We start from the raw sequence: 14,689 nt of genomic DNA on the forward strand, positions 1-14,689 counted from the left end.
CCTTTGACAGTGCTGTCGTCACTGGTTTTCCATCCAGCTATTGCCCCGCTGCCGCACTACAATCCGCCGCTATGTCTGCCAAACCGTCTTCCGTGTCCACCAGTAGTGAATATTCCGAAGGGTCCATCCGTGTGCTCAAGGGCCTGGAGCCCGTCAAGCAGCGCCCGGGCATGTACACCCGCACCGACAACCCGCTGCACATCATCCAGGAAGTGCTGGACAACGCCGCCGACGAAGCCCTGGCCGGCCACGGCAAGAAGATCCGCGTCACGCTGCACGCCGACGGCTCGGTGAGCGTCGAGGACGACGGCCGCGGCATCCCGTTCGGCATGCACCCCGAAGAAAAGGCGCCGGTGATCGAGCTGGTGTTCACCCGCCTGCATGCGGGCGGCAAGTTCGACAAGGGCAAGGGCGGTGCCTACAGCTTCTCCGGCGGCTTGCACGGTGTGGGTGTGTCGGTCACCAACGCGCTTGCCACCCGGTTGGAGGCCACCAGCTACCGCGAAGGCAAGATGGCGCGCCTGGTGTTTTCTGCCGGCGACGTGATCGAGCCCCTGGTGGCGCGTGCGCTGGAAGTGGGCGAGCGCAAGCAGGGCACCTCGGTTCGGGTGTGGCCCGATGCCAAATATTTCGAGTCGAGCGCGCTGCCCATGGGCGAGCTCACCCACCTGCTGCGCAGCAAGGCCGTGCTGATGCCGGGCGTCACGGTGCAGCTCGTCAACGAGAAGACCCGCGACACGCAAACCTGGCAGTACAAAGGCGGCCTGCGCGACTACCTGATGCAGACGCTGCACGGCGAGCCGGTGATCCCGCTGTTCGAAGGCGAAGGCTTTGCCGACCGCAACAACGAGAGCTTTGCCGAGGGCGAGGGCGCGTCGTGGTGCGTGGCCTTCACCGAAGACGGCCAGCCCATGCGCGAGAGCTACGTCAACCTGATCCCCACCAGCGCTGGCGGCACGCACGAAAGCGGCCTGCGCGACGGTTTGTTCAACGCCGTCAAGAGCTTCATCGAGCTGCACAGCCTGCTGCCCAAGGGCGTGAAGCTGCTGCCCGAAGACGTGTTCGCCCGCGCCAGCTACGTGCTCAGTGCCAAGGTGCTGGACCCGCAGTTCCAGGGCCAGATCAAGGAGCGGCTCAACTCGCGCGATGCGGTGCGTTTGGTCAGCGGCTTCGTGCGGCCGTCGCTCGAGCTGTGGCTCAACCAGCACGTCGACTACGGCAAGAAGCTGGCCGAGCTGGCTATCAAGGCCGCGCAGACCCGCCAGAAGGCCGGCCAGAAGGTCGAAAAGCGCAAGGGCTCCGGCGTGGCCGTGCTGCCCGGCAAGCTGACTGATTGCGAAAGCCGTGACCTGGCCCACAACGAAGTGTTTCTGGTCGAGGGCGACTCCGCCGGCGGCAGCGCCAAGATGGGCCGCGACAAGGAAAGCCAGGCCATCCTGCCGCTGCGCGGCAAGGTGCTCAACACCTGGGAGGTCGAGCGCGACCGCCTGTTCGCCAACAACGAAATCCACGACATCTCGGTGGCCATCGGCGTGGACCCGCACGGGCCCAACGACACGCCCGACCTTTCGGGCCTGCGCTACGGCAAGGTCTGCATCCTGTCGGACGCCGACGTGGACGGCTCGCACATCCAGGTGCTGCTGCTCACGCTGTTCTTTCGCCACTTCCCCAAGCTCATCGAGGCCGGCCACATCTACGTGGCGCGCCCGCCGCTGTTCCGCGTGGACGTGCCCGCGCGCGGCAAGAAGCCCGCGGCCAAGATGTATGCGCTGGACGAAGGCGAGCTGACTGCCATCCTCGACAAATGCGCCAAGGACGGCGTGGCGCGCGAGAAGTGCCAGGTCAGCCGATTCAAGGGCTTGGGCGAGATGAACGCCGAGCACCTGTGGGAAACCACGCTCAACCCCGACACCCGCCGGCTGATGCCGGTGCAACTGGGCGACATGGACTTCGCCGCGACCGAGGCACTGATCACCAAGCTCATGGGCAAGGGTGAAGCCGCCTCGCGCCGCGAGCTGATGGAACTGCATGGCGATGCGGTCGACATCGACATCTGACCGCCTGCGCCTGGCGTGTGCGGGCCTGCTGCTGTGCCTGGCGCACGGCGCGGTCCACGCCGACCTGTGGGCCTTTGTCGACGCGCGCGGCGTGACGCACTTCGCGCCGGAGCAGGTGGACGCCAACTACCACCTGTTCTTCAAGGGCAACGAGTTCGACTCCACGCGCGATGTGCCCGCGGGCGCACCGCCCATGCCGAATGCGCTGCCCCCGGCAGGCGCGCGGCTGCTGGCCTTCTTAGACATCGCGCCGGACTACAAGCGCGTGAAGCACCATCTGCGCGCGGCAGCGGCCCGGCATGACATCGACTACGAACTGCTGCAGGCGCTGATCGCCACCGAGTCCGGGTTCGACGCGGGCGCCGTGTCGCCCAAGGGTGCGGTGGGGCTCATGCAGGTGATGCCGGCCACGGCCACGCGCTTCGGGGTGAGTGCCGACGCCAAACGCTCGGTCGAGAAAAAGCTGGCCGATCCGGCCGTGAACGTGCCCGCGGGCACGCGCTACCTGCGCTATCTGATCGACATGTTTCCCGAGCGGCTGGACCTGGCGCTGGCGGCCTACAACGCGGGCGAAGGCGCGGTGCAGCGCGCCGGCAACAAGGTGCCGGCATACAAGGAAACGCAAAACTATGTGCGCACCGTGATGGGCCTGTACCACCAGCTCAAGCCGCCGGCACCGGTGCTGGCCCAGCGCGCGGCGCCGGGCCGCGTGCGCATGGAACTGTCGGGCGGCGCCGTGAACCGGGGCAACCTGCCACCCACGCGGGTGGCGCAGACGCCCCCACCGATTGAATCTGACTCCAACAAGAACGAATGAGCGACCAACCCACTCTCGATTTTCCGGCCTCCGACGACGGCGGCGATTCCCAGGGCCTGGCCAGCTATGCCCAGCGCGCGTACCTGGAGTACGCGCTCTCGGTCGTCAAGGGCCGCGCACTGCCCGATGTGTGCGATGGCCTCAAGCCCGTGCAGCGGCGCATCTTGTTCTCCATGGACCGCATGGGGCTGGGCTACAGCGGCCCCACGCGCACCACGGCGGCCAAGCCGGTCAAGAGCGCCCGCGTGGTCGGTGACGTGCTGGGCAAATACCACCCGCACGGTGACCAGTCGGCCTACGACGCGCTGGTGCGCATGGCGCAGGACTTTGCCCAGCGCTACCCGCTGATCGACGGCCAGGGCAACTTCGGCAGCCGCGACGGCGATGGCGCTGCGGCCATGCGCTACACCGAGGCGCGTCTGTCGCGCATCACCAGCCTGCTGCTCGACGAGATCGATGAGGGCACGGTCGACTTCATGCCCAACTACGACGGCAGCGTGCAGGAGCCGCGCCAGCTGCCGGCACGCCTGCCGTTCGCGCTGCTCAACGGCGCCAGCGGCATCGCCGTGGGCCTGGCCACCGAAATCCCCAGCCACAACCTGCGCGAGATCGCTGATGCCTGCGTTGCGCTCATCAAGACCCCCGCCCTGAGCCAGGAAGACCTGATGGCCCTGGTGCCGGGCCCCGACTACCCGGGCGGCGGCCAGATCATCAGCGCGGCGTCCGACATTGCCGACGCCTACCGCACCGGCCGCGGCAGCCTCAAGGTGCGCGCGCGCTGGAAGATCGAGGACCTGGCGCGCGGCCAGTGGCAACTGGTGGTCAACGAACTGCCTCCGGGCGTGAGCACGCAGAAGGTGCTCGAAGAGATCGAAGAGATCACCAACCCCAAGGTCAAGACCGGCAAGAAGGCGCTGTCGCAGGACCAGACGCAGCTCAAGGCCAGCATGCTGGCCGTGCTGGACGTCGTGCGCGACGAGTCCAGCAAGGACGCGCCCGTGCGCCTCGTGTTCGAGCCCAAGACCGGCAAGACGCCGCAACAGGAACTCATCACCGCGCTGCTGGCGCACACCAGCCTTGAGTCGTCGGCCCCTATCAACCTCACGATGGTGGGGCTCGATGGCAAGCCCACGCAGAAATCCCTGCGGCAGATGCTGGAAGAGTGGATTGCCTTCCGCCAAGCCACCATCACCCGCCGCACGCAGCACCGTTTGGGCAAGGTGCTGGAACGCATCCACATCCTCGAAGGGCGGCAGATCGTTCTGCTCAACATCGACGAGGTGATCGCCATCATCCGCCAGGCGGAAGATCCGAAGGCCGCGCTGATCGCGCGCTTCAACCTCAGCGACCGGCAGGCCGAAGACATCCTTGAAATCCGCCTGCGCCAGCTGGCCCGGCTCGAAGCCATCAAGATCGAGCAGGAGCTCAAGGAGCTGCGCGAAAGCCAGGGCAAGCTCGAAGACATCCTGAACAACCCCAGCTCGCTGCGCCGCCTGATGGTCAAGGAGATCGAGGCCGATGCCAAGACCTTTGCCGACGCGCGCCGCACGCTGATCCAGGCCGAGAAGAAGGCCGTGGCCGAGGTCAAGGTGGTGGACGAGCCAGTGACGGTGATCGTCTCGCAAAAGGGCTGGGTGCGCGCCCGCACCGGCCATGGCCACGAGTCCGCCAGCTTTGCCTTCAAGGCCGGCGACGGCCTGTACAACACCTTCGAATGCCGCACGGTCGACACGCTGCTGGCCTTCGGCAGCAACGGGCGCGTGTATTCCGTGCCGGTGTCGGCGCTGCCGGGCGCGCGGGGCGACGGCCAGCCGGTGACCACGCTGATCGAGCTGGAGTCGGGCACGCAGCTGCTGTACTACTTTGCCGGACCGGCGCAGGCCTCGCTGCTGCTGGCCGGCTCGGGCGGCTACGGCTTTCTGGCGTCGGTCGAGAACATGGTCTCGCGCCAGAAGGGCGGCAAGTCGTTCATCACCCTGGGCGAGGGCGAGACGCTGTGCCAGCCCTCGCATGCGGCAGGGACGTCCAGCACCAGCGTTCCGGCCCTGGCGCCGGCGACGCACGTGGCCTGCGCCTCGGCGGGCGGGCGCATCCTTACGTTCGAGATCGCCGAACTCAAGACCATGGCCAATGGCGGCCGGGGCCTGATGCTGATCGACCTGGAAGACAAGGACACCCTGGCGGGCGCCGCGGCGTACACGCGCAGCATCCGCATCGACGGCATCGGCCGCGGCGGCAAGCAGCGCGACGAGACGCTGGAGATCCGGTCCCTGAACAACGCCCGCGCTGCGCGGGGGCGCAAGGGCAAGGCGGCGGACCTGGGCTTCAAGCCGTCGGCCGTCACGCGCGTGGAATGACACCACCCGCGGAGCGGGCGCCCCACGCCACCGGCCCACACGAAGCCACCCTGATCGGGTGGCTTTTTTGTTGCGACGCAGCACATCACGGGTTGCTACGGATTGGAAGAAAAGGCCGAACAGGCGCACCATATGTAAAAAAATGTCTTAGCAGGTGCGGGCTGGCGGTGCAAACAATCTCCCGGATCAAAGGCTGACATTGGCAGATTTGCCTGAAGTAACCCACAACTTGAGGAGACATGATGTTCCAACGCATCCGAATAGCCCAGAAGCTGTGGCTCGCCGTCCTCTTCATCGTGGTCATGCTGGCCGGTGTGGTGGGCTTTTCCGCCTATCGGTCGGCCAAGGTACAGGCCGAAGCCGACGAGGTGTCCCGCGAGATGCAGGCCCGTGTCGGGGCCGCCATCCGCTGGGCTGGGCTCACCGAAACCAATGCGGCACGCACCCAGGCGCTCATCGTCAGCAGCGATCCGGCGGTCGAGGCCGAATTCAAGGACGCGATCACCGCCACGTCGGCCCAGATCACCGAAGTGCAGAAGTCGCTCGAGGCCATGACACTGTCGGATGCAGACAAGGCGCAGATGGCGAAGATCGCCGATGCACGCAAGGCCATGATCGACTTGCGCGGCAAGGCGCGCCAGCTCAAGGCCGACGGCAAGGCCGAGGACGCGGTCACGCTGGTCAAGCAAAGCTACAACCCGGCCGTGGCGACCTACCTGACGGCGCTGCGCGACTTTGTGGACCTGCAGCAAAAGACCGCTCAAACGCGCCTGGCCGACATGGCCGAGTCGCGCATGCTCACCGTCAAGATCGCGGCCGTCGCAGTGGCGGCCTTGCTGGCGGCCATCGTCGCCGGTGCGTACTACCTGATTGGCAGCATCCAGCGTCCGCTGGCGCAGGCCAACGACCTGGCGGCCAAGATCGCTGCGGGCGACCTGAGCGAGCAGGCAGCGGTCACGCGCGGTGACGAGTTCGGGGACCTGCTGCGTTCGCAGTATGCGATGAGCGATTCGCTCGGACGCATGGTGCACCAGGTGCGCCAGAGCACGGACAGCATTGCCATCGCCAGCGCAGAAATCGCCACCGGCAACCATGACCTGTCGGCGCGCACCGAACAGACATCGAGCAACCTGCAGGAAACCGCGGCAGCGATGGAGGAGTTCACCAGCACCATCGCGCAGAGCGCGGCCAGTGCCCGCCAGGCCAGTACCCTGGCCGCCAGCGCCACGGGCGTGGCCGAGCGCGGCGGCGCTGTGGTGACGCAGGTGGTGTCCACCATGGAGGACATCAACCAGAGCAGCCGGAAGATTTCGGACATCATCGGCACCATCGACGGCATCGCTTTTCAGACCAACATCCTGGCGCTCAACGCCGCGGTGGAGGCCGCGCGCGCCGGCGAGCAGGGCCGCGGCTTTGCGGTGGTGGCCAGCGAGGTGCGCAGCCTCGCGCAGCGCAGCGCCGAAGCCGCCAAGGAGATCAAGGTGCTGATCAGCGCCTCGGTGGAGAAGGTGGAGACCGGCACCCGCCTGGTGGCCGACGCAGGCAGCACCATGACCGACATCGTTCGCTCGGTGCAAAGCGTGACCGACATGATCGGCGAGATCACCTCGGCGTCTTCCGAGCAGAGCGCAGGCATCACGCAGGTGAACCAATCCGTGGGCAATCTCGACCAGATGACCCAGCAGAATGCGGCACTGGTGGAGGAAAGTGCGGCAGCGGCCCAGAGCCTGCGTGAGCAGGCGGAACACCTGGCGCAGGTGGTCTCGGTGTTCAAGGTCAATGGAGCGGCTTACGGCGGTGCGGTGGAGCCGATGCGGGCAGCGCATACGCCGGCTGCTAAGCCAGTCGCAAGGCCTGCCGCATCCCAGCCGATGGCGGTGGCCAAGACCGCCGCGCCGCGCATCACGCAGGGTGCGCAGGCCACCGGCAAGCCCGCTGCAAAGACGCCTGCAAAGACGGCGCCGGCCCGCTCACCCGCCCTGGCCCAGGGCGCCGAGGAGGACTGGGAGTCCTTCTGAAGGCGGGGTTCCAGGGCTCCCGGGGCTCTTGAACTCCGAGGCCTCGGCAGTCATCAGGCCAATTCAGCGATCAGCTCGATCTCGACGCAGGCACCCATCGGGATCTGCGCCACGCCGAACGCGCTGCGTGCGTGCACGCCCTTGTCGCCAAACACCTGGCCCAGCAGTTCGCTGGCGCCATTGGTCACCAGGTGCTGCTCGGTGAAGTCGCCGGTGGAGTTCACCAGGCTCATGAGCTTGACGATGCGCTTGACCCGGTTCAGGTCGCCGCCGCAGGCGGCCTGCAGCGTGCCCATGAGGTCGATGGCCACTGCGCGTGCGGCCGTTTTGCCTTCTTCGGTGCCGATGTCGCGGCCGAACTGCGCAGCCCAGGGCTTGCCGTCCTTGCGGGCGATGTGGCCCGACAGGAACACCAGATTGCCGGTCTGCACGAACGGCACGTAGGCTGCGGCGGGCACCGACACCGGTGGCAGGGTGATGTTGAGTTCTGTCAGCTTGTCGTAAACGCTCATGGTGGTTCCTTGATGATCAAAGGGGTGGACGTCGGGGCGTGCGTGCGTGCGAGCGCAGGTGCATGCGCTTGCGTGGCGTTGCGGCCGGCAGACAGCGCCCGGGTGGCCGCGAGTGTTACACAGCCGACTGCGCTTGCCACCGGCGCGGCGCGCTGCCTGCGCATTAGCATCAGCCCATGCCCCGCATAAGCGCTTCTAATGCCGTTCCGGCCCGGCCGTCACCCCGGGCCGGCGGCATGGCGCAAGACGGTGGCGTGGGGGCACAGCAGGCCGCACGGCCCACCGCACAGGCTGCACGCCCACCCCGGCCCTGGCTGGTGCCCGCCCTGCTGCTGGGCGCCGTGGCGGGCGCTGCGCTGCAACTGCAGCAACCTGCGCTGTGGCGCGCCACCGCGTACGCCGTCCTGCTGGTGGCTGCGTGTGTTCTTGCGCTGGCAGCATGGGCTGTGGGCCGCACAAGGGCCGCGGACCTTGGGTGGATGCCCATCGCCGCCATGGCACTGGCCGCTGCGGCCGGTGGGCTCGCTCTGTTCGGCAGCAGCGGCCTGCGGTCTGCCGACTACCTGGGCCAGGCGCTGTCGCCGCAGCTGGAAGGGCGCGACATCCGCGTCACCGGCATGGTGGCCGCCATGCCGCAAAGCAACGAAGCAGGCACCCGCCTGCGCCTGGACGTGGAGACTGCGTTGCTGCAGGGCGCACCCGTGCAGTTGCCGCCGCGCATCGAGGTCGCGTGGTACGGCGGCGCCTTTCGCGATGCGGCGGGCGTGGCCGACCTGCAGCGCCCGCCGCCCTCCCTTCGTGCCGGCGAGCGCTGGGACCTGACCGTGCGGTTGAAAGCGCCGCACGGCCTGCGCAACCCCCACGGGTTTGACTACGAACTCTGGATGTGGGAGCAGGGCGTGCAGGCCACCGGCTATGTGCGCGCCGGCCCCAAGGACGAGGCGCCGGTGCTGCTCGGTTCGACCTGGCAGCACCCCGTGGAGCGCGCACGGCAGGCGGTGCGCGACGCCATCATCGAGCGGCTGGTGCACGATGGGCACAGCGACGACCCGACACGTGCCCGCATCGCCGGGGTGGTGGCGGCACTGGTGACAGGCGATCAGCGCGCCATCGACCGCGCCGACTGGGACGTGTTCCGCGCCACAGGCGTGGCGCACCTGATGAGCATCTCGGGGCTTCACATCACGCTCTTCGCGTGGCTGGCGGCATTGGCCGTGCGTGCGCTGTGGCGCCGTTCCACCCGGCTGTGCCTGCGGGCCCCGGCGCAGTCGGTGGCGCTGGCTGCGGGCGTGCTGCTGGCGGCTAGCTACGCGCTGTTCAGCGGCTGGGGCGTACCGGCCCAGCGCACGGTGATCATGCTGGCGGCCATCGCGCTGCTGCAGCTCAGCGGCCGGCGGTGGCCATGGCCGCAGGTGTGGCTCCTGGCCTGCGCCGCCGTGGTGATGGCCGACCCGTGGGCGCTGGCGCATGCGGGCTTCTGGCTGAGCTTCGTGGCGGTCGGTGTGCTGTTTGCTACTAATTCGATAGCTGGTGGCGCTCATGGATCGAGCGGTGGAGGGCATTTTCGTTCGTTGTTGCGCGAGCAATGGGTGGTGACGCTGGCCCTCACTCCGCTGGGCGTGCTGCTGTTCGGCCAGGTGTCGCTGGTCGGCTTTGCGGCCAATCTGGTGGCCATCCCCTGGGTCACGCTGGTGGTCACCCCGCTGGCGCTGGGCGGCGTGCTGTGGGCGCCGCTGTGGAGCCTGGCGGCGCTGGCCTTGCAGCCGCTGGCCGCCTTGCTGCAATGGCTGGCGCAGTGGCCCTGGGCGGTGGTCTTTCTGCCTGTGGCGCCTCTCTGGGCGGGCGTGGCGGCCGTGGCGGGCGGCGCGTTGCTGGCCACCCGGTTGCCCTGGCGGCTGCGGTTGCTGGCGCTGCCCCTGCTGTGGCCGCTGCTGGCGTGGCAGCCGGCGCGGCCGGCGGCGGGCCAGTTCGAGCTGTTGGCGGCAGACATCGGCCAGGGCAATGCGGTGCTGGTGCGCACGGCCACGCACACGCTGCTGTACGACGCGGGCCCGCGCTTCAGCCGTGAGAGCGATGCGGGCCACCGCGTGCTGGTGCCCCTGCTGCGCGCGCTGGGCGAGCGGGTGGACGTGCTCATGCTCAGCCACCGCGACATCGACCACACGGGTGGCGCAGCCGCCGTGCTGGCGCAGCAGCCGCAGGCCGAGCTCACCGGCTCCATCGAAGCCGACCACGCGCTGCAGGCGCTGCGCCCGGTCAAGCCCTGCCTGCAGGGCCAGCAGTGGAGCTGGGATGGCGTGGCCTTCGAGGTGCTGCACCCGCAAGACGGCGATGCCGCGCAGGCCCGCCGCCCCAATGCACTGAGCTGCGTGCTGCGTGTCACGGCGGCGGGGCAGGGGGCAAGGCCAGACCCGCCGGTCGCCCTGCTCGTCGGCGACATCGAGGCGCCGCAGGAGCAGGCGCTGCTGGCGCGCGGCGCCCCGGTGCGGGCGGACGTGCTGCTGGTGCCGCACCACGGCAGCAAGACGTCGTCCACCGCCGCGTTTCTGGAGGCTGTCCAGCCTCGCACCGCTTTGGTGCAGGCCGGCTACCGCAACCGTTTCGGCCACCCGGCGCCCGATGTGTTCGAGCGCTACCACGCGCGAGGCATCCGCATGGTGGAGTCCGCCCGGTGCGGCGCCGCCACCTGGTCATCGGCGCGGCCGGACGAAGTCGGCTGCGAACGCGACGGTGCCAGGCATTACTGGCAGCACGATATGGCGCCGCGACCCGGTTGAGCGGACTTTTTGCAAGCGCAGGCCGCGCCAAGGGGCCACCAGGCCGGAGGTGGGCTCACAACTTGCTATCCTGCGTGCAGGAGGCCCGTTCATGCAGAAATTTGATGAGATGTACGCCATGCTGCCGTTTGAGGGCAGCGATGTGCGGGAACACTACAAGCGCTATGCGCAGTGGTTGAGCAAACAGCCCCCTGACGTGATGCAGGCCCGCCGGGCCGAGGCAGAGATGATCTTTCGCCGCGTGGGCATCACCTTTGCCGTCTACGGCGCCAAGGACGAGGGCGGCGCCGGCAACGAGCGGCTGATCCCGTTCGACCTGATCCCCCGCATCATCCCGGCCCACGAGTGGAGCCGCATGCAGCTGGGGCTGGTGCAGCGGGTCACCGCGCTCAACCGGTTCATCCACGACGTGTACCACGGCCAGGACATCATCCGCGCCGGCATCGTGCCCCAGGACCTCATCGTCAACAACGCCCAGTACCGGCCCGAGATGGCCGGGCTGCACGTGCCGCAGAACATCTACGCGCACATCGCCGGCATCGACATCGTGCGCGCCCCCAACGCGCAGGGCGAGGGCGAGTACTACGTGCTCGAAGACAACCTGCGCGTGCCCAGCGGCGTGAGCTACATGCTCGAAAACCGCAAGATGATGATGCGGCTCTTTCCCGAGCTGTTCAGCCTGCACAAGGTCGCGCCGGTGGCGCACTACCCCGACATGCTGCTCGAGACCCTGCGCGCCAGCGCGCCCGCGGCGGCCGACGAGCCGACAGTGGTGGTGCTCACGCCCGGCATGCACAACAGCGCGTACTTCGAACACGCCTTCCTGGCGCAGCAGATGGGCGTGGAGCTGGTCGAAGGGCAGGACCTGGTGGTCAAGGACAAGTTCGTCTACATGCGCACCACGCGCGGCCTGCAGCGGGTGGACGTGATCTACCGCCGCGTGGACGACGACTTCCTCGACCCGCAGGTGTTCCGCCGCAACTCCACGCTGGGCTGCTACGGCCTGATGGAGGCGTACCGCGCCGGCAACGTGGGCATCTGCAACGCAGTGGGCACCGGCGTGGCCGACGACAAGTCCGTCTACCCCTACGTGCCCGAGATGATCCGTTTCTACCTGGGCGAGGAACCCATCCTCAAGAACGTGCCCACCTGGATGTGCCGCAAGCAGGACGACCTGCAGCACGTGCTGGCCAACCTGAAGGACCTCGTGGTCAAGGAAGTGCACGGCGCCGGCGGCTACGGCATGCTCATCGGCCCCGCGGCCACGCAGGCCGAGATCGAGGACTTTCGCCGCGCGCTGCTGGCCAACCCGGCCGGCTACATCGCGCAGCCCACGCTCAGCCTGTCGAGCTGCCCGACCTATGTGGACGCCGGCATCGCGCCGCGCCACATCGACCTGCGCCCCTTCGTGCTCAGCGGCCGCGAGGTGCAGATGGCCGCGGGCGGCCTCACGCGCGTGGCGCTGAAGGAGGGGTCTCTGGTCGTCAATTCATCCCAGGGCGGCGGCACCAAGGACACCTGGGTGCTGGGCGAACACGCCGCCGCAGCAGCGCCGCGGCCGGAGACCCAGTCGCAGTCGCAGTCGCAGTCGATGGATGGGATGACACAAACACAGGGAGGATTTTGAGATGCTGAGCCGCACTGCCGATCACCTGTTCTGGATGTCTCGATACACCGAGCGGGCGGAGAACACCGCCCGGATGCTCAATGTGAGCTACGAGACCTCGCTCCTGCCCCAGTCTGCCGACGTGGTGCAGGAGGGTTGGGAAGGCCTGCTGTCCATCAGCGAGCTGATTCCCGCCTACACCGCCAAACATGGCAAGGTCACGCCCCACAACGTGCTGGAATTCATGGTGCGCGATGGCGAGAACCCGTCGTCCATCCTGTCGTGCCTGCGCGCTGCGCGCGAAAACGCGCGGGCCGTGCGCGGGGCGCTCACCACCGAGGTGTGGGAGACGCAGAACCAGACCTGGCTGGAGCTGCACCGCGTGCTGGAAAGCGGCGCCTTCGAGCGTGAGCCCGGCCAGTTCTTCGAGTGGGTGAAATACCGCTCGCACCTGTCGCGCGGCGTGACGCTGGGCACCATGCTGCAGGACGAGGCCTTTCACTTCCTGCGGCTGGGCACCTTCCTCGAGCGCGCCGACAACACGGCGCGGCTGCTGGACGTGAAGTTCCACGCGGTGGAAAACGACTTCTTCGGCCGCGCAAGCGAGCGCAACCAGGAGGCCGACTTCTACCACTGGAGCTCCATCCTGCGCAGCGTCTCGGCGTTCGAGGTGTACCGCAAGGTCTACCGCGACGTGATCACCCCGGGCCGCGTGGCCGACCTGCTGGTGCTGCGCCGCGACATGCCCAGGTCCCTGCACGCCTGCATGCGCGAGGTGGTGGACAACCTCAGCGTGGTGGCCAACCAGCAGTCGGCCGAAACCCAGCGCCGCGCGGGCCGCCTGCTGGCCGACCTGCAGTACGGGCGCATCGACGAGATCCTGTCGACGGGCCTGCATGCGTTCCTCACGCAGTTCCTCGACCGGGTCAACGACCTGGGCGGGGGCATCAGCCGCGACTTCCTGGTGGCGGCGGGCGACTGACGGTCAAGGCAGGCCAGGGGAGGGGGCTGGCCGCCGTGGCTTTGCCGGCGCGGCAGGCCGGCAACCTCCGGCTCAGCCCTCGTTGTTGCGCTTTTGATCCCGCAGCATGAACAGGTACAGGCTTTCGACCTTTTCGCGCGCCCAGGGCGTCTTGCGCAGGAACTTGAGGCTCGATCCCACGCTGGGGTCGCTCTGGAAGCAGCGGATGGGAATGCGCTGGCCCAGTTCATCCCAGCCAAAATAGTCCGCCAGGGCCACCACCATGGCCTCCAGCGTCACGCCGTGCAGCGGGTTGCGGGGCTGGACGGGCTTGGCAACCGGGGCGGGGGCTTCGTCGGGTGCCGGGGTTCCCGGCGTGGCGGGCGGTGGGGTCTCAGAAATGCTCATCCCCTGAAGCATACAGACCGCAGATGCCCGCAGCGCCGGGGAGCGGGCTGGTGGCCTGCCATCGCGGCATGGGAGCCGGCGGGCCCGGTGGCCGGTGGAGCCCCTTCAGGCGCCGGGTAATGCGGCACCCAGCCCGCAGGCCGGCGCAGGCGGGTCTACCCCTTGCGCTGCATCTGGGCTTCGCGCTGGAACAGCTCGGCCGCCCAGTCGACAAAGGCGCGCACCTTGGCGCTCAAATGGCGGTTGGGCGGATACACCACATACACCGGCAGCAGGGGCTGCGTCCATTCGGGCAGCACTTGCACCAGCGTGCCGCCCTGCAGGTGGCTCTCGGCCTGAAAGCTCGTGATCTGCCCGATGCCCAGCCCCGCCACCAGCGACGTCACATACGCATTGGCTTCGTTCACGCTCAGCTGGTAGGGGCCGGAGATGTCGATGGACTCGGCGTCCTTGCGGAACTCCAGCGGGTAGTGCCGCCCCGAGTGCGGCGAGAAGTACAGCAGGCTGGTGTGCTTTTCCTCGATCTCCAGCGGGTGCGCGGGCGTGCCCTTGCGCGCCAGGTAGTCGGGCGACGCCACGGTGATGAATTCGAGGTTGCCGATGCGCCGCGCCACCAGCGACTGGTCGCTCAGCTCACCGCCGCGGATCACGCAGTCCACGTTGTCGCCGATCAGGTCCACGATGCGGTCGCTCACCCCCAGGTCGAGCTGGATGTCCGGGTAGCGCTCGTGGAAGTCCGCCAGGTGCGGGATCAGCAGCAACTGCGCCACCGATGTGCCCACGTCGATGCGCAAGCGCCCGCGCGGGTTGGCGCGCGCGTTGGTCATGCTGGCCTCGATGTCGTCCAGGTCGGTCAGCAGGCGCACCGTCCGGTCGTAATAGGCGGCGCCGTCGGGCGTCACCGTCACGCGGCGGGTGGTGCGGTTGAGCAGTTTCACGCGCAGGCGCTCCTCCAGCGCCTGTACATGCTTGGTGACCGTGGCCTTGGGCAGCGAAAGCGAATCCGCTGCCCGGGTGAACGTGCCGGCCTCCACCACCCGCACGAATATGCGCATGGCCTGTATCTGGTCCATGGCTTCTCCTTGAAATCTGAAACTGCAATCCGGACTGCAGCACCCACCAGTGGGTGCTGAGGAATTCTCACACGCAAGCCGCCGTTTGATTGTTGAGCTTTTG

10 protein-coding genes are annotated in these 14,689 nt (G+C 68.1%); 7 read left to right on the forward strand and 3 right to left on the reverse strand.

The features are described 5' to 3' along the window. Positions 1-71 precede the first annotated feature (71 nt). From ACSQ3D_RS21440 to ACSQ3D_RS21455, 4 genes are all read left to right on the forward strand, one after another. Positions 72-2,057 carry a DNA topoisomerase IV subunit B gene (locus ACSQ3D_RS21440; RefSeq protein ID WP_436128247.1) on the forward strand — a complete coding sequence of 662 codons (1,986 nt, stop codon included), beginning with the start codon at positions 72-74 and terminating at the stop codon, positions 2,055-2,057. Then, the gene (locus ACSQ3D_RS21445) at positions 2,035-2,874 is read left to right on the forward strand and encodes a lytic transglycosylase domain-containing protein (protein WP_436128248.1); all 840 of its coding nucleotides are present in this window, start codon (positions 2,035-2,037) and stop codon (positions 2,872-2,874) included. The genes ACSQ3D_RS21440 and ACSQ3D_RS21445 overlap by 23 nt, the downstream gene beginning before the upstream one ends. Next, positions 2,871-5,231: a DNA topoisomerase IV subunit A gene (parC, locus tag ACSQ3D_RS21450; protein WP_436128249.1), complete on the forward strand. Its 2,361-nt coding sequence runs from the start codon at positions 2,871-2,873 to the stop codon at positions 5,229-5,231. Before ACSQ3D_RS21445 ends, parC begins: the two co-directional genes overlap by 4 nt. Positions 5,232-5,473: 242 nt before the next feature. After that, entirely contained in the window at positions 5,474-7,249 is a 1,776-nt protein-coding gene (locus tag ACSQ3D_RS21455; RefSeq protein WP_436128250.1) for a methyl-accepting chemotaxis protein, read from the forward strand. 53 nt (positions 7,250-7,302) lie between these two features. Here ACSQ3D_RS21455 and ACSQ3D_RS21460 read toward each other — a convergent pair whose 3' ends face one another. Next, on the reverse strand, positions 7,303-7,761 hold the full coding sequence (locus ACSQ3D_RS21460; protein WP_056173733.1) for a RidA family protein: 459 nt from the start codon (positions 7,759-7,761) through the stop codon (positions 7,303-7,305). A gap of 236 nt (positions 7,762-7,997) precedes the next feature. Between ACSQ3D_RS21460 and ACSQ3D_RS21465 the strand changes: the two genes are divergently transcribed. From ACSQ3D_RS21465 to ACSQ3D_RS21475, 3 genes are all read left to right on the forward strand, one after another. Further along, a complete protein-coding gene (locus ACSQ3D_RS21465) occupies positions 7,998-10,538 on the forward strand; it encodes a DNA internalization-related competence protein ComEC/Rec2 (RefSeq protein ID WP_436128308.1) in 2,541 nt (846 codons plus the stop codon). 91 nt (positions 10,539-10,629) lie between these two features. Next, on the forward strand, positions 10,630-12,165 hold the full coding sequence (locus ACSQ3D_RS21470; RefSeq protein WP_436128251.1) for a circularly permuted type 2 ATP-grasp protein: 1,536 nt from the start codon (positions 10,630-10,632) through the stop codon (positions 12,163-12,165). 1 nt (position 12,166) lies between these two features. Next, positions 12,167-13,126, forward strand: coding sequence for an alpha-E domain-containing protein (locus ACSQ3D_RS21475; protein ID WP_056411801.1), 960 nt, complete (start codon positions 12,167-12,169; stop codon positions 13,124-13,126). 72 nt (positions 13,127-13,198) lie between these two features. On the opposite strand, the gene ACSQ3D_RS21480 is transcribed toward ACSQ3D_RS21475, so the two are convergent. Then, the gene (locus tag ACSQ3D_RS21480; RefSeq protein ID WP_082486162.1) at positions 13,199-13,513 is read right to left on the reverse strand and encodes a VF530 family DNA-binding protein; all 315 of its coding nucleotides are present in this window, start codon (positions 13,511-13,513) and stop codon (positions 13,199-13,201) included. A gap of 155 nt (positions 13,514-13,668) precedes the next feature. Next, the gene (locus ACSQ3D_RS21485; protein ID WP_436128252.1) at positions 13,669-14,586 is read right to left on the reverse strand and encodes a LysR family transcriptional regulator; all 918 of its coding nucleotides are present in this window, start codon (positions 14,584-14,586) and stop codon (positions 13,669-13,671) included. Between the last annotated feature and the right edge of the window lie 103 nt (positions 14,587-14,689).

The sequence above is a fragment of the Acidovorax sp. LjRoot117 genome, from assembly GCF_964252695.1.
GTDB lineage: Bacteria > Pseudomonadota > Gammaproteobacteria > Burkholderiales > Burkholderiaceae_C > Acidovorax.